Origin of the sequence: Collinsella sp. TM09-10AT, assembly GCF_003436275.1 — a bacterium.
Lineage (GTDB): Bacteria > Actinomycetota > Coriobacteriia > Coriobacteriales > Coriobacteriaceae > Collinsella.
The window spans coordinates 19,284-42,949 of sequence record NZ_QSOP01000011.1 but is presented as its reverse complement, the minus strand read 5'-3'; the positions used below and the strand labels follow the sequence as shown (position 1 = coordinate 42,949).

The window sequence follows — 23,666 nt, the reverse complement described above, 5'->3', positions numbered from 1 at the left end:
ATGGTTTTCCCGTTACTTAGTACTGCTCGATGCCCATGTAGCGACGAACCTCGGGGCTGTGGTCGAACACCTTGCCGCGGGCGGCGCGCAGCTCGCAGCTCATCGCGTAGAAGAAGATCGGCTCCAAGAACGAACGCACGCTGGCGGGCACGTCGCCCAGGCCGTACTCGAGCGCATCGAGTACCATGACCGTATCGGTGTGCGTGTTGAGGAACGCAAGTGCGCGCTCCTCCATGGGGCGGCACTCACCCGATCCGAGCTGCACAAAGTAGAACACGCCGGGCTCGGTGGCCTCGAAGGGACCGTGGAAGTACTCGCCGGAATGGATGTAGCAGCAGTGCTGCCACTGCATCTCCATGAGCGAGCAGATGGCCATGGCGTAGGTCTGGCTAAAGTTGGGGCCCGAGCCCAGGATGTAGAAGAACTTGTGCTTCTGGCAGAGCTCGGCAAAGCGATCGCCCAGCTCGGCGTTGACCTTCTCGCGGGCGGCGGGCAGCAGCGCGTCCATCTGCTTAAGGCCGGCGTACATGTCGGCGAGCGCCTCGTAACCCTCCTGCTGGTGGAGCAGTTCGGCGGCGATCAGAGCGCCGATGCCCTGCGGCACCTCGGCCTGCGACACGCCCTCGCCCCAAGGGTAGACCCAGGTGGTCCACTTGCCGTTATCAATCTTGGAGCCCTCGCAGTCGGTCATGGCCACGACCTCGGCACCGGCTGCCAGCGCCATCTCGCAACCGTCGACGACCTCCTGCGTATTGCCGCTGTGGCTGCAGGCGATGACGAGTGACTTCTCGCCAAGACTCTTGGGGGCCATCAGGCAAAACTCGCGCGCCGTGTAAACCGTCGAGGTAAACGTGGTCGCCTCGCGCTTGAGCAGCTCGTTGGCCGGCATCAGGTCGATCATCGAACCGCCGCAGGCAATCCAAAAAACGTTCTCAATCTTGCCCTTGCGCTCGATAATTTCCTGAACCAGATCATGTGCGTTCATCCTGATGTTCCTCCTTGTGGGGCGGCTTTGAGCGACGACAGCTCGTACCTGCGGTCGTTCTATGTTGTCCTATTTATAGCACGCAAGCTGTCGCAGGTGAAGTCATTGCGGCAAATTTGTTCCATATTGTTCTATTCGTGGATGTTAGATGTCGAACACGTAGCGCGAGCCCACGATCTTTTGGCGCCCGAGCAGCAGGGGGCGCTCGTCTGCATCGGTAAAGTACGCCTCCATATAAAAGAGCGGCTCGCCGACCGGCACCTCCAGCAGCGGGGCCGCCTGAGCATCGGCAAGCGCAATCTCCACGGTGCAGGGATCGGACTTGAGCGGCGCGCGGCCCGAATGCTCTGCAACGAGCGCAAAGATCGAGTTATCGGCGAGGTCTTTATCGGCAAGCGTCTGCAGGTAGGGATGGTCGGCGAGCACAAAGGCGTTGTTCTCGAGCATGACGGGCACGCCGTCGGCCGTGCGCACGCGCTCGACCACGATAAGCTCACAGCCGGGTTCCACCCCAAAAAACGCCGCATCCTCGTGCGTCGCTGCGACCACCGTGCGCGACACCAGACGCGCACCCGGCACCATGTCGTTGGCAGCACAACCCTCGGTAAAGCTCTGGACGTCACCCTTCTGGCGAATCTTGCGCTTGAGCTTGGGAGCGCACACAAAGGTACCCCTCCCCTGCTGGCGGCTGAGATACCCCGCACGCGACAGCTCCTCGATGGCGCGGCGCACGGTGATGCGTCCCACGCCGTAGGACTTCGCGAGCTCCATCTCGGAAGGAATACGCGAGCCGGCCGCGTACACGCCGCGCGCGATCTCGCCCTTTAGGTCGTCCATAACCTGCTGGTACAGCGGCACGGCGGACACCTCGGCGCGCTCGGAACGTTCGGTCTTGCTATCGGCTGCCATCATTACGCTCCATCCCGTGCATGCTCGGACTCAAACTCTTCAATCGCCGCCATAAACTGCTCGCCAAAGGCGTCGGCCTTTTTCTCGCCAATGCCGTTGACCCGGATCAGCTCCTCGCGCGTTTGAGGGCGCAGGCGGCACAGGCCGCGCAGAGCCTTGTCGGAAAAGACCATATACGGCGCCATCTCCAGCTCGGTCGAGATCTCCTTGCGCAAGGCACGCAGGCGCTCGAACAGCTCGGCATCGTCGCCCACGCGCGGGCGCTGATCCAGCTCGGCCTCCTCGCGCAGCAGATCCACCGCGCGGCGGGCGCGGGCCGAGGCCTTGCGCTTGGACGCGCGACGCTTAACGGTAAAGGCGAACGCCTCGTCCTCGACCTCGCCGGCACGCGGGCCCAGCCCCACGACCGGGTACTGCCCCTGCGAGGTGGCCAAATAACCGCGGCCGCACAGCTGCCCGATGATGTCCTTGATGCGCCCGACCGATTCGCTCGACAGCTCACCGTAGCCGCGGTCCTCGTCCAGATGCATCTGGCGAATGCGCTCGGTGTTGCCGCCGTGGAGCACGTCGGCGATCAGCGACTTGCCAAAACGCATGGGACGCGTGGCCACATAGCGCACGGCAGCGCGGGCCATATCGGTGACGTCCTCGACCTCGAACTGCGTGAGGCAGTTGCTGCAGTTGCCGCAGCCCTCGGCTTCGTCCGTGGCGGTGGCGCCCGCACCAGCCGCAGCAGCATGCTCGGCCGCGGCCTCGTCGCCAAAGTAGCGCAGCATATATTCGCGCAGGCAGCCGGTGGTATTGCAGTAGCCCTCCATCTGGCTGAGCAGACGATATCGATTTTGGAGCGCCCACGCGCGTTGCTCGTCGTCGAGCGCCTCGTCGGCCGCATCGCCGCGGTCGATTAAAAAGCGGCGCATGCGAAAATCGTTGCCGTTCCACAGTAAGTGGCAGCTGGCCGGATCGCCATCGCGGCCGGCGCGGCCCGCCTCCTGGTAGTAGGCCTCGATGCTCTCGGGCACATTGTTGTGGATCACGTAGCGCACGTTGGGCTTGTCGATGCCCATGCCAAAGGCGTTGGTGGCAACCATCACCTGAAGATCGTCGTCAATAAAGGCACGCTGGCTTTGGCGGCGGGCGTCATTGCCCATGCCGGCATGGTAGCGGCCAACGCGAATGCCGCTGGGGCCCAGCGCCTCGGCAAGCTCGCCTGCCAGCGCATCGACCGTCTTGCGGGTCGAGCAATACACGATGCCGCTCTCGCCCGAATGCGCAATCACATAGTCGCGCACCCACGCTGCCTTGGCCTTGTCGCCCATCTCCTCGCAGCCAAAGTAGAGGTTCTTGCGATCGAAGCCCGTCACCACCGTCGCGGGATTTTGCAGGCCGAGCATCTGCTGAATGTCCGCGCGCACACGCTCAGTCGCCGTAGCGGTAAAGGCCGCCACGATGGGGCGCTGCGGCAGGGAATCGATGAACTCACGAATCTGCAGGTAGGCGGGACGGAAATCCTGGCCCCATTGGCTCACGCAGTGGGCCTCGTCAATGGCCACGAGCGGCACGCCAATGCCGCCGTCCGCCGCGGCCTCCTGCGCAAAGGCCAAAAAGCGTGGCTCGAGCAAGCGCTCGGGCGCCACGTACATAAGCTGGTAGCGGCCCTCGCGCGCCCGCTTGAGCACGGTGTTTTGCTGGGCCGGAGTAAGGCTGGAGTTGAGATAACTGGGGCGCGCACCCGCCGCGAGCAGCGCGCGGGTCTGGTCCTCCATAAGCGACAGCAACGGACTCACCACAAAGGTGATGCCGGGAAGCATGAGCGCGGGCACCTGGTAGCAAATGGACTTGCCGGCACCCGTGGGCATAACGCCCAGCGCATCGCGGCCGGCAAGAATCGCATCGACCATGCGGTCCTGTCCCGGGCGAAACGAGGTGTAGCCAAAATAGGCGCCGAGCGTGTCGAGCGCCATCTGCTGCATGCTATCGGTCATGGTTTCCTAACGTCCAAGTCATCTGCCGCCGATTATACGCCGCCACACGGACCAGCGCCGCACGGCGGCCAGCCACGACATGGGTAGTCATTGGGGACGTTCTTGAATGACTAGTCGTTTAAGAACGTCCCCAATGACTATCTTGATAAGCGCGGAAACATCGCCAGTTGAGCATAAGTCAGCGAAAACGCCCCCAAGCGAGCAAGGTGACGTGAAAGAGGAGGGAAGCGTACTTCGGTACGCGACCGACGATTGAACGTCAGATTGCCGCTTAGGGGCGTTTGCAGCGTCGACCGGTCCGCCGTTCGTTAGAACGGCGGAACCAAGGGCGCAGCGTCGGCCCGTTACACGGTTTGGTAAAACCGCGTAACTTACATCACCATGACGTAACGGCTACCCACGTAGTACTGCTTACCCATCAAAACCGGCTCGCCATTGGGGCCGATAAAGCCGGCACGCAGGTTGAGCAGCGGATCGTGCGGAGCAATGCCCAGCTCAGCCGCCTGCTCGGTATTGGCACGAACGGCCTCGACCGTGCGGTAGCCAACCGAGACAATCGGCGTTCCGCCAACACGCTCGACCTCGGCAAAAATCGACTTGTCCTCAAGATCGGCCGTCAACAGCTCACGGTAGGCGTCAAACGGCACAAAGACGTTTTCCTCAAAGATGGGCTCACCATCGGCCGTACGCACGCGTTTGATATGCAGTAGCAGCGCATCCTTCTGCAGACCAAAGAACTCCATCTCGTTTTGGCGCGCCGGAACGATCTGGCGATCGACCACGTGCGCACCGGCCTTCATGCCGTTGCCGGCACACAGCGCGGTAAACGTCTGCAGCGTCGAGGCATGGAACTGACGATTGATGTGCGGTGTGGAAACAAAGGTGCCGCGGCCCTGTTGCTTAACCAGGTAGCCATCGGAGCACAACTCCTCGACGGCGCGACGCACCGTAATTCGGCTCACGTCGTACTGCTCGGCAAGCTCGAGCTCGGACGGAATACGCTCCTTGGGTGCATAAACACCTTTCTCGATCGCATCTTTGATTTCGTCATAAATCTGCTGGTAAAGCGGTGCATTTTTGGGTGCAGGCATATCTAATCACTCTTATCGAAATATCGAAATAACTAATACGTATATAACGTCTAGTTTCATGTTACCTCATATTGATAAAACGATACACCCCACCTACCAAAAAGCGACAGCTTCATTTTGGTAGGTTTTATCTGGGCAAACGAAAGTCCCTCGAAAGCAACGGGGCTTTCGAGGGGCTCATGCGGAAGGGTTGCGCCGGGCCGGCAAAATGCCAATACCCTACTTGCCGTCGTCCTGCTGCAGGCTGTCCTGCTCGCTGAGGCGCGCCTGCCTGCTGGCCATGCGCGCGGGCTTGTCGGGATCGGGAACGGCCGTGGGCATAGGCTCGTCGACATGACCACCCCACCAGCCACCCACAAAGTTGAGCGTGTGGAACACGTTGATCACGGCTCCTGGATCAACGTCGCACACCAGCTTGATAATGTCCTGGCTCTCGTAGGTCGAGACAACGGCGTGCAGCAGGTACATCTTTTCGCGGCTGTATCCGCCGACGACCTCGGCGCAGCTAATGCCGTGCTGAAAATGGTTTACGTAGGCAGTCATGACCTCGTCTGCCTTACGCGTCGTGATCTGCAGCGTCACGCGATCGTAGCGACGATAGAAACTGTCGATGGTCTTGGTCGAAATAAACTGGAACACGATGGAATACGCCGCATTGTCCCAGCCAAACATAAAGCCAAAGATCGCCAGGATAGCGCAGTTAAAGCCAAAGATGACGCCCCAGATGGTCTTGCCTGTATGGTTGGAAACCCACAGCGCGATAAAGTCGGTGCCGCCGGTGGATGCGCCGGACTTAAGCGCGATGGCGGCGCCCAGGCCCGAGACCACGCCGCCAAAGATGATGAGCATGATCTTGTCGCCCAAAAACGGGGCGAAGTGAAAGATGTTGAGGAACAGCGACGAGAGCATGACCTGCATCATCGAGAAGATGACGAAGCGCTTGCTGATGCCGCTCCAGCAAAGGAGCGCCACGGGGATGTTGAGCGCGAGCATGCCGAGCGAGATGTCGATATGAACGCCGCCGAGCGAGGTGACGCGATCGAGCAGGACCGCGACGCCGGTGAGGCCGCTCGGAAGCAGGTCGGCGGGGCGAATGAACGCCTGAATCAGAAATGTCTGGAGAACGGCGGAGATGGTGACCGCCACGGCAGTAATGGCGCGGCGGACGATGGTGAGACGGCCGAGCACGAGCACGCGGTCCGTGAGCTGATCGATGGCGTTCGCCACGTAGGCTCCTTTCGAAGGCAGATGTAATTGTGGGGCATGCCGGCGATTGTAGCATGGAGCGCGAGAGGGCGCTTCAATTCACCCTCTCTCGACAACCAAAACGAGCCAGCAGCTCCCCAACCAAAGAGCCAAATTCTAAGTGAGTAGGCTTTTCGCGACCTACCAAGCACACTCAAAACAGCCACCTCTCCGACCTGCGGTTTTACTAAGGCAGATACGCTTTGTGCTCGGCATGTGCCAAAAAGTCTACTCACTTAGTCCGAGTCGAAGCCAAACGGATCTAAATTGAAGCCAAAATGAGCCAATCCACCGCAAGAGACGTGTGAATCCGCACTTCTTGCGGCGAATTGACGCTACAAAGCGGTCAGAATGTCGGCGAGGTTGTCGATGACGGCGTCGGCTCCCGTTTGGTCCAGGTTAACGCCCTCGTGCGGACGCAGTGCCAGGACGCGGGCGCCGGAGCGCTTACCGGCCTCGATGCCCAAAGGCGAGTCCTCGATAACCAGGCACTCGGCAGGCTCCACCCCCAGCGCCTCCATGGCACGCAGGTAGATCTCGGGGTCGGGCTTAAACGCACTGCACTCGTGACCGCTGATGGTGTAGTCCAGCACGTCGGCGATACCGGCAATCTCCACCAGCTCGTCAATGAGCTCGCGATAGGACGAGCTCGCGATGGCACACTTCACGCCGCGCTCGTGCAGCTTGCGCATCACCGGCTCCGTCTGCTCGTTGAGAAGCTCGGCATACGGAACGGGGTGGTCCGGGCTGTAGACCTGCTTGTACTCCACGCGCAGGCGCTCGCGCAGCTCAACATCGTCGGGCACCAGCGCCTTCCAAATGGCGGGCTCGTTAGACCCCGAAAGATCGGGGATCTCGTCAAAGTGGAAGCCCTTCTCTTCCATAAATGCCACGCGGCGACGGTTGTAGAACCACTCGGTATCGACCAGCACGCCGTCCATGTCAAACAGCACTGCCTTGATCATACGCATCTCCTCCCACCTGCCAAAAAGGGACAGGTTTATTTTGGTAGGTTTTATCTGGGGTTTTGCGACACGACAGACACGCCCTCCCCAGAGCAAAAAAGGGGACGGGGCGCAAACCCCATCCCCTCTCAATCAACCCGTAAGGTCTACTTACTTGTGATTAGTAGGAAAGCTTCCACATGTAGCGACGCATGGTCAGCGGGTGCTGACGGGCCTCGGCGATCTGGTTGCCGTACTCACGCATAACGGCGAGGTGCAGCAGCGGGTTGAAGTAGGTGATGACGCTCGCGGGCACGGCGTCAGCCAGGCCGTAGTCCTTGGAGTCGATCAGAGCGACCTTGGCGCCCATGCGCTCAAGGAAGGTGAGGGCGCGGGCGTCCATCGGACGGGTAGCGCCATCGGACATGAAGAAGACGTAGGGCTTACCCTCGGTGGAAACCTCGAACGGGCCGTGGAAGTACTCGCCGGTGTTGTAGGCGGCGGCGTCGATCCACTGCATCTCGGTGAACAGGAAGGCGGCGTGAGAGTAAGCCATCTTCTCGGAGGCACCGGAGGCCATGAAGTAGATCATCTTGTCGTCCTTGAAGTCCTCGGCGAACTTCTTGGCGAGCTTCTTGCAGTGCTGAGCGGCGTTCTCGCAGAGATCGAAGACGTTGGTGAGGCCGGTGATCATGTCCTCGTAGTGGTCATAGCCCTCGGTCTGCTGAAGGATCTCGAGAGCAAGAGCGATGGCGTAGCCGGGCTTCTCGCACTTGGCAGCGTAGTTGGCGTGGAAGCCGTGAACGATGACGTGGTCGGCGTCGACGGTCAGAGCGGAGCCAGCCTTGTTGGTGAGGGAGACGACCGGGCAGTTGTGCTTCTTGGCGGTCTTGTTGGCCTCGACGGTCTCGGGCGTGGAGCCACCGAGGGAGCAGGTGATCACGAAGGTGTGCTCGTTGACCCAGGAAGGCGTGTCGTAGTTGAACTCGTTAGCGGTGAAGATCTGAACGTTCAGCTTGTCCGTGTTGTTGGCCAGGAAGTACTTGGCGGGGTAAAGGTCGGACATGGAAGCACCGCAGCCGACGAAAGCGACGCTGTGAATCTCGTGGTTGGACAGGACGTCAGCGACGATCTGCTTAGGGAGGTTAAGGTCGATCTCGTACATCTGACACATTCCTTTCGATTTGTTGCGGCGCCACATTGCCGGACGCTCGCAGGGTTACCGTGGTTAGGACCGAGTCGCCGGCCCGTTGAGGATGTGACAAAGGAACTGTCCCTTTGTCACATGTTAGGGATGGAAGCCTGCCTGGGGTATGGGATGCCAGGCAGGCCCCCGGGGGAAGCATTGGGTCGCGACTAGGCCAGGATGCCGGCCGCGGAGAGGGCGATGCCGCCCACAATGGCGATCACGAGAAGCCAACCGGTGTTGACGTTCTTCTTGATGAGCCAGTACATAAGGCCGGTGAGGCCGAGGGAGATCATCTGGGGCATCATGCCGTCCAGGATGTCCTGGATCACGACGGTGCCCTCAGCGAACTGCAGCGGGGTGGTGGCGCCGATCAGCGTAGCGATCATGCCGCCCACGGACATAAGACCCACGATGCCGCAGACATACATGAGCTTCTCCATGAGGTCGCCGCCCTGAAGCTTGCTCAGGTACTCGTGGCCGCCCTGATAGCCCATCTTGGCTGCGAACCAAGTGATCAGCACAGAGGGGACGATGGAGATGAGCATAGCCAGGATCGGGCCCATGATGGAGCCCTGCTGAGCCAGCTGAACGCCCAGGCCAAAGGCGATAACGCGGATGGTGCCCTGGAAGAAGGAGTCACCGATGCCGGAAAGCGGACCCATGAGGGAGGTCTTGACCGCGTTGATCGAATCGGGATCGAAGTTCTCGGGATCCTTGGCGTACTCTTCCTCCATGGATGCGGAGAGGCCCAGGATGAAAGCGCTCGTCTGCGGGGTGCAGTTGTAGAACGCCATGTGACGGTGGTAAGCCTCTTTCTTAGCAGCGAGCTGCTTGGGGTCGGACTCATCCGGATAGAGGCGATCGAGCGTGGGAACCATGCCGTAGAGGAAGCCCATGTTCATCTGACGCTCGTAGTTCCAAGAGGCCTGGATGGCCCAGGAGCGCCAGAAGAACTGGCTGACCTTCTTGTTCAGGGACACGTCCTTGGTTGCGGTTGCCATAGTGTGTTCCTCCTTAGTCTTCGTCGTCTTCGAGCGGATCGTAGTCGGAATCGACACCGGCGGCTGCATGGGAACCGTTGAACTTGAAGCCCATGAAGACGACAGCCAGGCACACACCGATCAGAGCGACCGCGATGACGGACAGGTTGAGGTAAGCGGCGAGCAGGAAACCGATGAACAGGAACGGAGTCATACCCTTCTTGATCATCATGGTGAGCAGCAGGGCCAAGCCGTAGGCGGTCATGATCTTGGTCGAAACGTTAAGACCAGTGGACAGCCACTCGGGAACCATGTTGACGATGGCTTGGACCAGGTCGGTACCGACAAAGACGGCCAGGAAGATCGGCAGGAAGTACATGATGGCGTACAGACCGGAGCCGGCGCAGATGTGCATACGATAGGCGGTCTTGAACTTGCCGTTATCGATCGCGCTATCGGCCACATGGGTAAGGGCGGCGATGATCGAGCGGAACACGATGCCGAGGAGCTGACCCAGGACGGCGACCGGGATGGCGATCGTCATGGCGGTCTCGGCGGAAGCATCGGTCAGGCACGCAAAGGCAGCGGCCACGATGCCGCCCAGGACCATATCGGGCGGAACGGCGGCGCCGACCTGCACCAGGCCCATGGACACGAGCTCGACGGCGGCACCGACGGCAAGGCCGGTGGGCACATCGCCCAGCAGCAGACCGACGAGCGTAGCGCCAACGAGAGGCTGCTCGAAGTTAAGACGACCGAGCAGGCGGGAGTCCCACATGCAGAACACGCCGACGAGGCCGACGAGCACCGCACTGATGAACGTATTCATACCCTTCTCCTTTCAGTCAGGCAAAAGCCTGGTTGATTACAGCTTGGCGTCGATGTCGACGCTCTGATACGTAGGGGTCTGCTGGACGTAGAGCTTGATGCCCATGTCGAGCAGCTGGTTGACGTCGGCCTTCTGGGTGGCGTCGAAGAAGACGGCGCTGTCCTTGCCGCCGACCTGCTCGGCACCGTCGTGGTTGGCGGTGGCGCCCAGGTTGATGGCGTCGAGCTTGTAGCCCTGGCAGAACTGCAGCATCTCGGCAGTGTTGCCAAAGACGAACATGACGCGCTCGCCGAGGGTGTTGAGCTTGTCCATCTTGGCAAGGGCACGCTCAACGGTGAAGACGTTCAGGCGCACGCCCTGGGGCTTGGCCAGCTTAAGAGCGCCCTTCTTGATGTCATCGTTGGCGGCAGCGTTGTCGACGACGATGATGCGCTCGGCCTGAACCTTGGTGGTCCAGGTAAAGACGACCTGGCCGTGCAGCAGACGGTAGTCAAGACGTGCGAGGACGATCTTGGCGGGACCGGAGCTGTGACGGGACGCCTTGGCCTTCTTGGCGGGAGCCGCGGCGACCTCGACCGGTGCGTTGGGGTTGGTCAGACCGGTGCGGGCCTCGTTGATGAGGGCCGCGAGCTCGGTGCCCTTGACGGGGGCGGGGCTCATAGCAAGCGTGAGCGCCAGCGGGATGTTGAAACCGCTGACAACCGTGAACTTCGTGCCGTTCTTGGAAAGCTCGACCATGTTGTTGTTGACCGAGCTACCGAGCATATCGGTTAGCACATACACGGTGTCGTCCGCGTTGAACGTGGCGATCATAGCCTCAACCTTATTGGTGATGGGCTCCTTGTCGTCACGAGCAAGCGACACGACGTGGACGTTCGACACGTCGCCGAGAACCATCTCGAGCGTGTCTTTGGCGCCTGCGGCCAGGCCGCCATGAGATGCGAGAATGATCTGATTCATCTTGCCTCCTCCTTTTCGTTATGGTCATTATAACGTCTTATACGTTGCTTATATTGCTAATTAGTATAAAGACCGTTCGCGGGTGAAAATCGACCGTTGACGGGTTTAACGTACTTGAAACGTTGGGGCTGGGTAGGCCGACGCTGGCTGGATAACCCCAGGTCGGACACCGAGCGCAACCCCCTATCGCACGAAGTACCAGGGGCTTTCCTGCACGGTGGGCTCCAGCGTGATGCCTGTGCGCTCCCGGAACAGATCCATGTCCTGCGATTTCTCCGTCCACCACGCGTTGGGCTTAAAGGTCATGCTCTCAATGACATGGCCGACAAACACACTGTTGCGCAGCTTGGAGAAGTCGGTGTTCATGATCAGGATGGACGCGAGCACCAGCACAATGCCCAGGACCTTGATTGCGCCGGCGGGCTCGGCGTAGACACCAATGCCCAGCAGTACGGTGACGACTGTCTCGAATGACATTACGACGGGAACTTTCGACGTCTCGAGCCCCATGGACAGACCCTGCATATATAAGATGTAAGCCACGGCTGTGGGGATGAGTCCAAAGCCAAGGAACAGCAGCAGCAGCTGTGGCGACATTGCCGCGGCGACATCCGGCCACGGAGCCGCGATAGCTGCCATAACCGCACCGCCAAAAACAAAGCCCCAAAACGTGACAGCCAGCGGGTGGACCGTCTTGGTTGCTATCCGGCTAAACACCGCGAGCGACGCACCACAAAGGCCTGCAATCACGCCCGACGTGACGCCCCAAACCGAAAAATGAAAACCGGAAAGGTCGCCATTGGTCACCGCAAGCACACAGCCAACGATGTTAAAGACAATGGCGACGAGCTTGTTGAGGGTCACGTCCTCGCGATAAAGGACGCGGCCGAGCGCGACGCCAAACACCGGCGACGTGTAGAGCAGCACCGATGCCGTGGACATGCCCACCTCGCGCATGCACTCGTAATAGCAGGTGTTGGCGGCAGCCAAACCGACGATACCGACAAGCGCGCAGGAAACAAGCTCTTTAGGGCTTGCCTTGAACAGGGTCAGCGGACCCTGAACCACGGTAGACCCCTCACCCGGACGGCAGCCCATAAACATCAGGACCGGCGCCAAGATAAGCGCTCCGACCAACAAGCGAAAGGCAGCCATGCTCTGGGACGAAACGCCCATGGCCGAGATGCCGTTTACAAAGATTCCGATGCTGCCCCACATAAGCGCGGCGATCAGCACCAGCACATAGCCCAGATTGCTCCTCTTCAACGCAGCCTCCTCAGTATTATTTCCAATATGTTTCATGCTACGTTATAGTCGTTATATACATTTTTCAAGGCACAAATCGGCGAACGGGAAATCTCTCGACACAAGGAGTGTCCCCAACTGCCGGCACAAAAGGAACATCCCTAACTGCCGGCAGAAAGGGAACGTCCCCAAGTGCCGCTCTAGCAGTTGCGGTGAAATAGTTCTCAAACAGAGGCTTCACACTCCCAAACAGGAACTATTCCACCGCAACTCATGAGGGGTATTGGGCTGTTAGGCCGCTCTATCCCTTAGTAATCCAGCTTCCACATGTAACGGCGCGTCATGTAGTCCTTGTGGGTGACGGCGGAGAGCGCACGCATGTAGACGTTGTTGAGGATCGGGGCAAAGATCAGGTGGTTGAAGTACTCGCTCACGCTGTCCTTGATGTCGTTGAGGCCGAGCTCCTTGGCGTCGAGCTGGTAGACGCGCTCACCACCGTACTGGTTGACAAAGCGAATGCCGCGCTCGTCGTTGCAGCGGCTGCGGCCGACGCTGATGAGCTGGAACAGCGAGGTACGCTTGTCCAGGATCTCGAAGGGACCGTGGAAGAAGTCGCAGGTGTTGATGGTGCAGGAGTCGATCTGCAGCATCTCCTGCACGTTGCAGATGCTAAAGACGTAGGCGGCACCAAAGAGCGGACCCTGAGCCATCACGTTGATGCAGGGCTTGTCGGCGTTCTGCTCGGCCCACTTGGCTGCGAGCGGACGGGTGTACTCGACGGCCTTGCGATAGATGGGATCGACCAGGTCAAAGGCTGCCATAGCGGTCTCGTACTCGGCATAGCCCTCGGTCTGCTGCGTGAGCTCCATAGCGATCATGGTCACGACGGCGGAGTTGGTGCGGCCCATGCAGGACTCGTCGACGGCCAGGCTGTCGTACTGGATCTTGTAGTCGCAGACCTCGGTGAGGGCGGACTCGTCAACGTAGATGGCGATGGTGCTGGCGCCGTGGTCCTTGGCGACCTGGGCGGCAACGATAGTCTCCTTGGTGCCGCGCATGGACACGACAACGGCCAAGGTGTTCTCGTTGACGTAGGCGGGCGTGGCGTGCACGAACTCGTTGCTGGTGTAGCTGGAGCTCACGACCTGCGTGGCCTCGTGCTCCATAAAGTACTGGGCAGGATAGTTACCGCCGTTAGATCCGCCGGCGCCGATCCACACAACGCGCTTGATGCCGCCCTTGTCTGCCTTGTCAGCCAAAACCTGGGAGACGACATCCTTAACCTGTTCCTGAGTAGTCATCGCGCATCAGCCTTTCTTCTCATTTGATGCTCTTGACGGCATACAAGTTACATACATGTTTTAGCGATGTCGACTAGTTGTATGCTATATTTGTCTTAGATTTTTTGCTGATACGGTTTTCGATAACTCGTTACCAGCAGTTTTGTTGTTGTATTGGATACATGCTTGATTAGGTAAGCATACAGGTTAGATACAGGTTGATCGCATGAGCGCTTCATCGAAAAAGAAACTGACCCAATACGAGCGTCTGGCGACCACACTTCGCGACCGCATCGCTGCCGGCATCTACGCCTGCGGAGACAAGCTGCCGTCCGAAATGGAGCTCATGGACGAATCGGGGCTGTCGCGCAGCACCGTGCGCCATGCCCTTAAGGTGCTTGTTGACGAAGGCCTGATTCGCACCGAGCGCGGACGCGGCGCCTTTGTGGCCGACACGCCGGCGCTCCACGAGAACAACCTGGTGTTTTCGAGCTACACAGCGCAGATCCAGGGTCAGGGCATGAAGCCCACCACGCGCACGGTGGACTCGGGCTTTGCCAAGGCCGCCGGCGACGTGGCCAAGTTTTTCGATGCCGCCGTGGGCAGCAAACTCGTCAAGCTCGTCCGCCTGCGCTATCTGGACGAAGCACCGCTGTGCCTGGAGACCACCTATCTGCCGCCAAGCTTTGAGGCGCTCATCGATCGCGATATCAACGGTTCGCTCTACGCCACGCTGCGCCAGGAGTTCCATCGTGCGCCGGCGCAGGGGCATAAGACCTTTGAGGTGTGCTATGCCTCGCAAAACGAGGCGTTTTTGCTCAACGTTGAGCGCGGACAGGCGCTGATCCTGATCACCGACTACGTCTACGACACCGACGGCCGCCCGCTCCATGTCTCCAAGCGCATCCAACGTACCGACCGCGCCAAATACACCGAGCCCATCGGCTAACCTGCCAAAATAAACCTGTCCCTAAATGGTAGGTTTGGGGAGATCGGGGAACCAGGTTGGTTTGGGTTGGTTGGGCGTGCGCTCGGCCAGGACCAGCTCCATCCAACACATGTCGTACCAGCGGCCGAACTTTTGCGCGCAGCGGTCGAAGGCGCCCACCAGGCGGTATCCCATGTGGGCATGGAAATCCTGGCTGTTGTGCGTCAGATACTCGTCGTCCTTATCGTGCGGCACGGCGATGAGCGCGCACATGCTGGTGATGCCCATCGCGACCAAGCATTGCTTGAGCGCGTCGTGCAGCCTGCGGCCCAGCCCGCCGTGGCGCACGTCGCGCGCCAGATAGATCGACGTCTCGACCGACCAGTCATAGGCCTCGCGGCTGTTAAGCGCGCTCACATAGGCATAGCCCACTGGGTGCCCGTCCAGCTCCATCACCAAATACGGGTAGCGCTTGAGCGTACGCTCGATGCGCCCGGCGAACTCCTCAACGCTCGGCACCTCGTATTCGCAGGTTATCGCCGTCTCGCGTACATATGGCTCATAGATGGCAAGCAGCGCCGGCGCATCATCGGGCGTCGCCAGGCGAATTATCGGCTCGGACATCTCGGGCATACAGCCCCTCCCCCACAAAAGCAAAGGCCGCCCTGCGCCAAACCCAGGCGTAGGGCGGCCCCTCGTCATTACATCAAGCTACAGGACAGCCGCCAGCGCGTCGATGTCCTCCTGCGTCGTGGCCCAGCTGGTGCAAAAGCGCACCACGGTGTGGGTCTCGTCGTACTTTTCCCAATACTCGATCGCGGCATGCTCGCGAATGCGCGCCATGTCCTCGTTGGGCAGAATCACAAACTGCTGGTTTGTGGGCGTCTCCAAGAAGAACTGGTAGCCGCGCTCGTGCAGCACGCGACGAAGCGCCTGCGCGGTTTCGATCGCCTGGCGACCAATCTCAAAATACAGGCCATCGGTAAAGAGCGCCTCAAACTGCACGCCCGTCAGGCGGCCCTTGGCCAGCAACGCACCGTGCTGCTTAATGCGCGGAATGGGATGCGCTGGAGCGTGCATGCCGCAAAACACCACGGCCTCGCCGCACAGAGCGCCGCACTTGGTGCCGCCGATGTAGAACACGTCGCACAGCTGTGCCAGCTCGGGCAGGGTGATGTCGCACTCGTCGGCTGCCAGCGCATAGGCCAGGCGGGCACCGTCCACAAACAGCGGAATCTCGCGCTTCTGGCACACCGCATGAATTGCCGCGAGCTCGGCCTTGGAGTACAGCGTGCCGTACTCGGTCGATAGGCTCACGTACACGGCGCCCGGGAACACCGTGTGCTCGTAGCTCTCGTTTTCGTAGAACACCTGGATATAGTTCTCGAGGTCCTCGGCGTGCATCTTGCCCTCGTAGCCGGGGACGGTGAGCACCTTGTGGCCGCCAAACTCGATGGCGCCCGCCTCGTGGCAGGCGACGTGACCAGTCTCAGCAGCAACGACGCCCTCGTAGGGCGCAAGCAGCATGTCGATCACCGTCGCGTTGGCCTGCGTGCCGCCCACCAGAAAAAACACGTCGGCATCGGGGGCCTGACAGGCCTCGCGAATAAGGTGCTTGGCACGCTCGGTGTGCGCATCGGTGCCGTAGCCGGGCTGCGGCTCCATATTGGTGTCGACGAGCGCCTGCAGCACCGCCGGATGGGCGCCGTGGGAATAGTCGTTGTTAAACGCGAGCATGGCAATCCTCTCTTACCGGGTATCGGCCAGATGATTCAAACGGGGCTATTGTACGCCGTTGGGATAGGCAATGCGCGCGGCAAGACACTCAAGTGCCAGCACCAGGGCAAAGCCGCAGCTCACGTCACTCAAAAAGTGCGCTCCGATCACGATGCGGCCGAAAGCGACGAGCGCCGCAACCACAGCGGCAGCCCAAAAGACCACGCGGCGGCGCGACGGCCTTTCCTTAAAGGCCGCCGCGGGAAGCCCGGCGAGCATAAGGCCGATCGCCGCGTGCGCGGTGTGCCCGCTCGCGAACGACTTAAAGCCGTCCTTGATCACGCCGGCGGCAATATAGCTCCACTTATCGGGATTGCCGATTACCCACCACGGCTGAAAATTGAGCCCCGGCGTGACCTCGATCACGCGCATGCGCGGGCGCGACCACAGCGGCTTAACAATGACGTTGAGGATAATGGCCTGAGCGACCCACACGGCAAGCACCATCAACGCCCAGCGCGTGAGCTCGTCGGGATCGGTGTCGCGTGTGAGGCGGTAGGCGATAAGGTTGGCAGCGATGACCAGCACAAACGTCAGCACCAGCTGAAACGCGATGAGTTTGCCGCCGACACGCTGCGATCCGACAATCTCGTAGCCGAGCAGACCCACGTTGATGAGAATGCCCAGCGCGGCGAGCCACTTGCTTGCCTTGGAATCGGGGCGCACCGCTCGCACGAGCATAACGCCCGCGATGCTCGCCGTCAGCTCAAACGGTAGCTCGCCCGCCGCCTCGATAAAGCGGCCGTACATGCTGCCGATGTTGAACAGCGCACTCGAGATCTGATAATCGAAGAAACTGCCCACGCCCAGGCAAAGGCACAGGACGATCGCGATCATGGCGACATCTTTCTTATAGATATACCCGAACATGCTTTCCTTTCGATGGGGTCAGATTGCCCAAATGGGGCGTTTGCAGCGTCGACCCAATTAGTCGTCGTCGCTTGCACCCAGCTGTTGCAGCAGCATGAGGGCAGCCGCCACGGGGCCGGTGCCGTCGTTGGCGTCGAGACCGCGGCCCAGGCCGCTGCCCGCACCGGCGCCCGCCTTGTAAGGCACCGACAGCTTGCGGCTCTTGGGGAAGTTCACCGCGCCATAGCGATTCTTGAACTCAAAGGCCACCTTCTTGGGCACGTCGACGCCCAAAAACGTGATGCGCCCGCCGCTGAGCGTGACGCTCTCGAGCCCCAAGCGCTCGCCGCGGATACGGATACGCGCGCGGTTGAACAGATTGAGTCCCGCCAACGGCAGCTCGCCATGCGCGGCCTCGGTCTCTTCCTGTACCTCGTCGATGCTCTCCAGGTCCTCGGCCGCCGCGAGCTTGCGGTACACGAGCACGCGCTGGTCCACCGCCGGCAGGTACTCCTCGGACAAGAAGTAATCGGCCGGCAGGTTAATGCCCACGCTCGCCGCCTCCACGCCGGCATCGTCATCACCGCGCGCCTCGGCCACGGCCTGACCCAGCATCTGCGTAAACAGGTCAAAGCCCACGCTCGATAGGTTACCGTGCTGTTCGGCACCCATGAGCGAGCCGGCGCCGCGAATCTCCAGGTCGCGCATGGCGATGCGCATGCCGCTGCCCAGGTCCTGGAACTCGGAAAGTGCAGTCAGGCGCGCCGTTGCCTCCTCGGTGAGCGGCAGCTCGCCCGGGAACATAAAGTATGCGTAGGCCTGCGTGGCCGAGCGGCCCACACGGCCCTTGAGCTGGTAGAGCTGTGCTAGGCCCAGGCGCTGCGAATCCTCGATGATGAGCGTGTTGGCGCACGCGTTGTCGATACCGCTCTCCACGATGGTCGTGGCAATGAGCACGTCGATCTTTTTGGTCGCAAACTCGATCATCACGTCCTCGACCTCGCGCGGGCTCATCTTGCCGTGCGCCACGCCCACGCGCGCCTCGGGCGCGGCCTCGTGCACGCGCGCCACGGCGTCGTCGATGGTCTTGACGCGGTTGGACACGTAGTACACCTGGCCGCCGCGGCCCACCTCCAGACGAATCGCCGCGCTCACCACGTCGGGATCGTACTCCCCCACGTGCACGATCACGGGACGGCGTCCGGTCGGCGGCGTAGTGATCAGACTCATGTCGCGCACGCCACTCGTAGCCATCTGCATGGTACGCGGGATGGGCGTCGCCGAAAGCGTGAGCACGTCAATCTGCTCACGCAGGTTCTTGAGCTGCTCCTTGTGCTGCACACCAAAGCGCTGCTCTTCGTCGATGATCACCATGCCCAGGTTCTTGGGGTTCACGTCGGCAGAAAGCAAGCGGTGCGTGCCGATGAGCACATCGATCGTGCCCTCGGCAAACGCCTTGAGCGCGCGCTTTTGCTGCGCCGGGGTGCGGAAGCGGCTGAGCACCTCGACCTCCAGGCCAAACGGGGCAAAACGCTCAAAGAACGTCTCGTAGTGCTGTTGGGCCAGAATGGTCGTGGGGCAGAGCACCATGACCTGGCGGCCGGAGTCCACGCACTTAAACGCTGCGCGCAGGGCGACCTCGGTCTTGCCAAAGCCCACGTCGCCGCACAGCAGGCGGTCCATGGGCTTGGGTGCCTCCATGTCCGCCTTAATGTCGGCAATAGCCTCCAGCTGGTCGCGCGTCTCGTCGTAGGGGAAGCTCTCCTCCATCTCAATCTGCTCGGGCGTGTCGGGCGGGCAGGCGATACCGGCAATCGAGGAGCGGCGCGTATACAGGTCGACCAGGTCAAACGCCAGCTTTTTGGCGTTCTTGCGTGCCTTGTTGGTGGCACGCGTCCAGTCGGCGGTATTGAGCCTGGTCAGGCGCGGCTTGTCGCCGTCGGGGCCAACATAGCGCGTGATGCGGTCGACCTGCTCGAGCGGCACGTAGAGCTTGTCGCCATCGGCATATTCCAGCAAAAAGTAGTCGCGCTCCTTGCCGCCCACTTCCTGGCGCGCGATCTCGCTAAAGAGCGCGATGCCATGCGTTGCGTGCACCACGTAGTCGCCCGGCTTAAAGGGGAAGGTGATCTGCGTAATATCGACCTTGCGGCGGCTGCGGGCGCGGTTGGCGTCCATGCGGGCGTTGAGGTCGGCGATCGAGAACACGGCCAGATTGGCATCGGGCACCACCACGCCCTGCGGCAGGGCGGCGTCCACAAAGGTCACGCGCCCGCGCGAGATGGTGGGCACGGCGGCGCCGGCGGCAGCCTGGGCCGCACCCGCCTCGAGCGAGCGGGCGTTGAGCGCATCGGCATGGCGCTCGCGAATCGAGGCATGGGCCTCCTGACGGTCAGCACGGTCGGCAGAATCCGCCGCCGCCACGCGCACACGGTCGCCGATAACGCCGGCGTTTTCGGGGGCGGCCGTCAGCGACTCCTCAAAGGTAATGCCTTCGTCGCCAAAGGTGAGCTCCATCGACTCGCGCGCACCGCGGTCGGGAATGGCAAACACGCAGGCATAGCGCTTGCCCACGACCTCCTGAATGCGCGTCATAAATCGATTGTCCGAGCCCGCAATGGCCGGCTGCTCAATCTTGAGCTCGGCCGTAACCGCGCCGCCGGCACGAATCAGGCTCACGTAGTTCAGGCGCTGCTGAGCACCAAAGTCGAGCTGTTGGGCACGCACGTACAGGCCGTCCAGACGGTCAATCCCCGCCTCGCCGGCACGGGCCTCGATATCCTCGTAGGCGCGCAGGCAGTCATCGAACAGCGAGCGCGGCTCGGACAGGACCACAAGCGCCTTGCCGCTCACGTGCGCCAACGGGCTCACGGTCTGGCCGTACATCACCGGCAAAAAGCGGTCGAGCTCGGGCGTGACGATGCGCGCGTCCACCATCTCGAGCAGCGCCGCCAGCTTGCTATCGCTCTGGCTGGCGCGATAGAGCGCCACATGCATGTTGTGGACGGCCTCGTCGGTGAGCGCCAGCTCGCGGCACGGGAAGATCTCGATGCTGTCCTCGTTGCCGATGGTTTGGCCCGTGGAGCTCACCATGCGGCGGATGCGGTCGATCTCGTCGCCAAAGAACTCAATGCGCACGGGTGCTTTTTCCTGCGCGGGGAACACCTCGACGGTATCGCCGTGCACACGGAACAGGCCGGGCGCGTCGGCGGCACCTGCATTGGTGTAGCCCATGCCCACCAGGCGCTGCGGCACCTCGTCGAAGGGAATCTCCTCGCCCACCGCAAAGGTGGTGGACTCCCAATAGCGGCTCTCGACCGGCGGCACGCAGCGCAGCAGTGCGCGGGCCGAGGCGACCATAATGCAGTTATCGCCGCGCACGATACGCCCTAAAGCCTCGCAGCGTTGGGCCACCTCGGCGTCGTCGGGCGCCTGCTCACGCCATGGATAGTCTTTGCGCTCGGGAAAGCGGCACACATGCGCCAGACCCACATAGGCGGCCAGGCTGCGCGCGGCGCGATCGGCCGCGTCCTCGCCGCTCACGATGTAGACCGTGGGACGCGGACGGCGCGCAAACTGAGCTGCCGCCATGAGCGTGCGGCCCGACTGCGACACGGCCAGCGTCACGTCCTCGCCGGCATCGAGTCCGGCCTCGACGGTCTGCAGCGCCTCGGCAGTGTAGAGCTGCGCGGCTATACGGTGAATGAGCATGCTGTTCCTCCGGCATCGCAACGCCAAAAGCCCGCCGGGGCAAGCTCGGCGGGTCGTACGTCAAATACATTGTCTGTCATGGTAGCGCATGGAGAGGACTCCGGCTCAAGGGCAAACCCAGCCCCGCAAAAAACGCCAGACGAAGATGCGTTCCGCCCTACCCCGCCACGCGCACGCTGGGGCACAAATCTGCCAGCGGACACTCGTCACACTTGGGTTTGCGGGCGTCGCAGATCTCGCGACCAAAGGTGACCCACTGATGGTTGACCGACTCCCAATACTCGTGCGGCAAAATCTTGAGCAGATCCTGCTCGGTCTTGAGCGGTTCCTTGGCATGCGTCTTGGGACTCAGCATCAGGCGGTGCGCAATGCGGTTGACGTGCGTATCCACCGCGATGCCTTCCACGATGCCGTACCCCACGTTGAGCACGATGTTCGCCGTCTTGCGTCCCACGCCCGGCAGCTTCACGAGTTCCTTCATGTCGGCCGGCACCTCGCCGTCATAGTCGGTGACGATCATCTGCGCGGCCTCGACGGCATGCTTGGCTTTGCTCTTGTAGAAGCCGAGCGACTTGATGGTGTCCGCCACGTCAGCTACGCTCGCCCCGGCCATGGTCTCGGGCGTGGGCCACTGGGCAAACAGCCGCGGCGTCACTTTGTTGACCTGCGCATCGGTCGTTTGCGCCGAAAGCAGCACCGCGATCAGCAGGCGGAAGGGATTCTCGTGGTCCAAAAAGCACTCGACCGGGCCATAGCGACGGTTGAGGCGCTCACACACCTCGATGGCGCGCTCGCGCTTGGCGGCATTGGTCTCGCGTGGCATAACGACTCCTCGGCTCAACGGCACAATAAACTTATGGGCACAATTGTCCCACGTCCGAGACGTTTACGCCTCCAAGAATGCGCCGGTCTGACGGCTCCACAGGTTCGCGTACTCGCCGCCCGCCTCGACGAGCTGCACATGCGTGCCGTCCTCGACGATCTCGCCATCCGCCAGTACCACGATGCGGTCGAGCGCCGCCACGGTGGACAGGCGATGCGCCACCACAATGGAGGTGCGGCCGCGCATCAGGTTCTCGAGAGCTTCCTGCACCAGCGCCTCGGACTCGCTGTCCAGGGCAGAGGTCGCCTCGTCGAGCACCAGAATCGGCGCGTCGGTGAGAATCGCGCGGGCGATGGCCACGCGCTGACGCTGGCCGCCCGAGAGCTTGACGCCGCGCTCGCCCACCATGGTGTCAAAGCCACGGGGCAAGCGGTCGATAAACTCCAGGGCGTTGGCCAGGCGCGCAGCCTCGCGAATCTGCTCATCAGTGGCGTTGGGACGACCGTAGGCAATGTTTTCTCGAATGGAGCGGTGGAACAGCAGCGCTTCCTGCGGCACGTAGGCAACCTGGCGGCGCAGGCTCTGCTGCGTGCAGCGCGAGACATCCTGACCGTCCACGAGCACGCGGCCGCCCTGGACATCGTCCAGGCGCAGCAGCAGCTTGGTGAGCGTCGTCTTACCCGAGCCCGATTTGCCCACCAGGCCCACGCGCTGGCCCGCCGCCACATGAAGTGTCAGGTCATCGAACACGTTCTCGCCCGCCGCAGCGTCACGGTACGCAAAGCTCAGGTGCTCAAAATCAATCGCGCCCTCGCTCACCTTGAGCTCGGGGGCATCCGGGTCGTCTGCCACCAAGCGTGGCTCGTCCAGCACGCGCGTCATCTCGGCCGCATCGCCCAAAGCGCGGTTGATACGCTGCATCATGGAACTCACGTAGTTCAGGCGCATGGTGAGGTTATAGGTGTAGGTAAAGATCATGACGAGCGAGCCGGCCGAGATGCCAAACCACGCGTTGCCGCCCGCCACGAACACACTCACCACGGCCATGGTGATGACGATAAGACCCGAGGTCGTAAAGTTGCGCTGCATCATGGCGTGCATCGAGACCGTCTCGGCATCGCGCGCGGCGCGGTCGGCGGTGTCGAACAGATCGCGTTCAAAGTCCTCGCGCCCGCAGGTCTTGACGGCCAAGATGTTCGTGACCGAGTCGGAGAGCACGCCCGAGAGCTTGTTCTGCGCGGCGGACGTCGCGGCCGAAAGCGGCATGATGCGCTTGTACATAAGCCAGACAAACGCGATGTAGACGACCATGATGCCCACCAGGATCACGGTAAATGTGGGCACCACCGGAGCGAGCGCCGTCACCGTGCAGACAACCGAGGTGATGGTGGGAATGAGCGAATACACCGTCACGTCGACCAGACCCGTGTAGCCGCTCATAAAACGGCTCGTCTGGCTCACAAGCGATCCGCCAAAGCGGCTGGTGTGGAATGTCATGGATTGATTGGAGAGCGTGTCGAAGCACAGGCGCGCCAGGTGATAGTTGCCCGCGATCTCGAGCTTGTAGACGGTGTAGTCCTGCAGCTTGGAGAGGATCTGGCCCACCAGGTTGACGAGCACGAGCGCCAAAATGTAGGGACCGAAGACCTCAAACACCTGGTCGCCCGCTACGGGGCCGGCCTGGACACGATCGACGATGAGGGCCATAACGTAGGTGTTGGCAAACGTGAGCAAAAAGATGTAACCCGCCGACGAGAACACCGAGAGAAAGACGATCAGCGGCTGCGTGCGCGTGACATCCCAAAAACGCTGCAGCGTGCGGCGCACGGTCGAGCGTTTGAGCGGGCTGGTGCTTCTCTGAGACATGGGCTTCCTTTCGCGTCTGATAGGGCGAAAGGCCATTGTTGCACATTAAAGTGCGCTTTAGGCAAGTGCGA

19 protein-coding genes are annotated in these 23,666 nt (G+C 61.4%); 1 reads left to right on the top strand and 18 read right to left on the bottom strand.

All coding sequences use genetic code 11. The features are described from left to right. Window positions 1-16: 16 nt before the first annotated feature. The 12 genes from DXD77_RS06015 to DXD77_RS05960 form a co-directional block, all read right to left on the bottom strand. The gene (locus DXD77_RS06015) at window positions 17-985 is read right to left on the bottom strand and encodes an SIS domain-containing protein (RefSeq protein WP_117563735.1); all 969 of its coding nucleotides are present in this window, start codon (window positions 983-985) and stop codon (window positions 17-19) included. Between the two features lie 144 nt (window positions 986-1,129). Beyond that, on the bottom strand, window positions 1,130-1,894 hold the full coding sequence (locus DXD77_RS06010) for a GntR family transcriptional regulator (RefSeq protein ID WP_117563752.1): 765 nt from the start codon (window positions 1,892-1,894) through the stop codon (window positions 1,130-1,132). A 2-nt stretch (window positions 1,895-1,896) separates the two neighbouring features. Beyond that, window positions 1,897-3,879, bottom strand: a complete 1,983-nt coding sequence (locus tag DXD77_RS06005) for an ATP-dependent DNA helicase RecQ (protein ID WP_117563736.1) — start codon at window positions 3,877-3,879, stop codon at window positions 1,897-1,899. A 371-nt stretch (window positions 3,880-4,250) separates the two neighbouring features. Further along, complete coding sequence (locus DXD77_RS06000) at window positions 4,251-4,970, bottom strand: GntR family transcriptional regulator (RefSeq protein WP_117565046.1); 720 nt, start codon at window positions 4,968-4,970, stop codon at window positions 4,251-4,253. Window positions 4,971-5,189: 219 nt separating this feature from the next. Then, window positions 5,190-6,197, bottom strand: a complete 1,008-nt coding sequence (locus tag DXD77_RS05995) for a YitT family protein (RefSeq protein ID WP_117565047.1) — start codon at window positions 6,195-6,197, stop codon at window positions 5,190-5,192. Window positions 6,198-6,550: 353 nt separating this feature from the next. After that, window positions 6,551-7,180, bottom strand: coding sequence for an HAD family phosphatase (locus tag DXD77_RS05990; RefSeq protein ID WP_158548982.1), 630 nt, complete (start codon window positions 7,178-7,180; stop codon window positions 6,551-6,553). Window positions 7,181-7,340: 160 nt separating this feature from the next. Continuing rightward, window positions 7,341-8,333 carry an SIS domain-containing protein gene (locus DXD77_RS05985; RefSeq protein ID WP_117646616.1) on the bottom strand — a complete coding sequence of 331 codons (993 nt, stop codon included), beginning with the start codon at window positions 8,331-8,333 and terminating at the stop codon, window positions 7,341-7,343. 182 nt (window positions 8,334-8,515) lie between these two features. Next, window positions 8,516-9,349 (bottom strand): PTS system mannose/fructose/sorbose family transporter subunit IID, encoded by an 834-nt coding sequence (locus DXD77_RS05980; RefSeq protein ID WP_035136780.1) that lies wholly within the window; start codon window positions 9,347-9,349, stop codon window positions 8,516-8,518. A gap of 13 nt (window positions 9,350-9,362) precedes the next feature. Next, window positions 9,363-10,157 carry a PTS sugar transporter subunit IIC gene (locus tag DXD77_RS05975; protein WP_022095161.1) on the bottom strand — a complete coding sequence of 265 codons (795 nt, stop codon included), beginning with the start codon at window positions 10,155-10,157 and terminating at the stop codon, window positions 9,363-9,365. A 36-nt stretch (window positions 10,158-10,193) separates the two neighbouring features. Then, a complete protein-coding gene (locus DXD77_RS05970; protein WP_117648183.1) occupies window positions 10,194-11,117 on the bottom strand; it encodes a PTS mannose/fructose/sorbose transporter subunit IIAB in 924 nt (307 codons plus the stop codon). A 183-nt stretch (window positions 11,118-11,300) separates the two neighbouring features. After that, window positions 11,301-12,383 carry a DMT family transporter gene (locus DXD77_RS05965; protein ID WP_158549102.1) on the bottom strand — a complete coding sequence of 361 codons (1,083 nt, stop codon included), beginning with the start codon at window positions 12,381-12,383 and terminating at the stop codon, window positions 11,301-11,303. A gap of 287 nt (window positions 12,384-12,670) precedes the next feature. Next, window positions 12,671-13,663, bottom strand: coding sequence for an SIS domain-containing protein (locus DXD77_RS05960; protein WP_117648180.1), 993 nt, complete (start codon window positions 13,661-13,663; stop codon window positions 12,671-12,673). A gap of 205 nt (window positions 13,664-13,868) precedes the next feature. Between DXD77_RS05960 and DXD77_RS05955 the strand changes: the two genes are divergently transcribed. Further along, complete coding sequence (locus tag DXD77_RS05955) at window positions 13,869-14,591, top strand: GntR family transcriptional regulator (RefSeq protein WP_117648177.1); 723 nt, start codon at window positions 13,869-13,871, stop codon at window positions 14,589-14,591. Window positions 14,592-14,612: 21 nt separating this feature from the next. On the opposite strand, the gene DXD77_RS05950 is transcribed toward DXD77_RS05955, so the two are convergent. From DXD77_RS05950 to DXD77_RS05925, 6 genes are all read right to left on the bottom strand, one after another. Continuing rightward, a complete protein-coding gene (locus tag DXD77_RS05950; RefSeq protein ID WP_117648174.1) occupies window positions 14,613-15,203 on the bottom strand; it encodes a GNAT family N-acetyltransferase in 591 nt (196 codons plus the stop codon). 78 nt (window positions 15,204-15,281) lie between these two features. Continuing rightward, complete coding sequence (locus DXD77_RS05945; protein WP_117648171.1) at window positions 15,282-16,307, bottom strand: low specificity L-threonine aldolase; 1,026 nt, start codon at window positions 16,305-16,307, stop codon at window positions 15,282-15,284. Window positions 16,308-16,352: 45 nt separating this feature from the next. Continuing rightward, a complete protein-coding gene (locus DXD77_RS05940; RefSeq protein ID WP_117648168.1) occupies window positions 16,353-17,216 on the bottom strand; it encodes a phosphatase PAP2 family protein in 864 nt (287 codons plus the stop codon). A gap of 57 nt (window positions 17,217-17,273) precedes the next feature. Continuing rightward, on the bottom strand, window positions 17,274-20,906 hold the full coding sequence (gene mfd, locus DXD77_RS05935) for a transcription-repair coupling factor (RefSeq protein ID WP_117648166.1): 3,633 nt from the start codon (window positions 20,904-20,906) through the stop codon (window positions 17,274-17,276). Window positions 20,907-21,063: 157 nt separating this feature from the next. Then, a complete protein-coding gene (gene nth, locus DXD77_RS05930; protein WP_117648163.1) occupies window positions 21,064-21,729 on the bottom strand; it encodes an endonuclease III in 666 nt (221 codons plus the stop codon). Window positions 21,730-21,792: 63 nt separating this feature from the next. Then, window positions 21,793-23,595, bottom strand: a complete 1,803-nt coding sequence (locus tag DXD77_RS05925) for an ABC transporter ATP-binding protein (protein ID WP_117648161.1) — start codon at window positions 23,593-23,595, stop codon at window positions 21,793-21,795. Window positions 23,596-23,666: the final 71 nt, after the last annotated feature.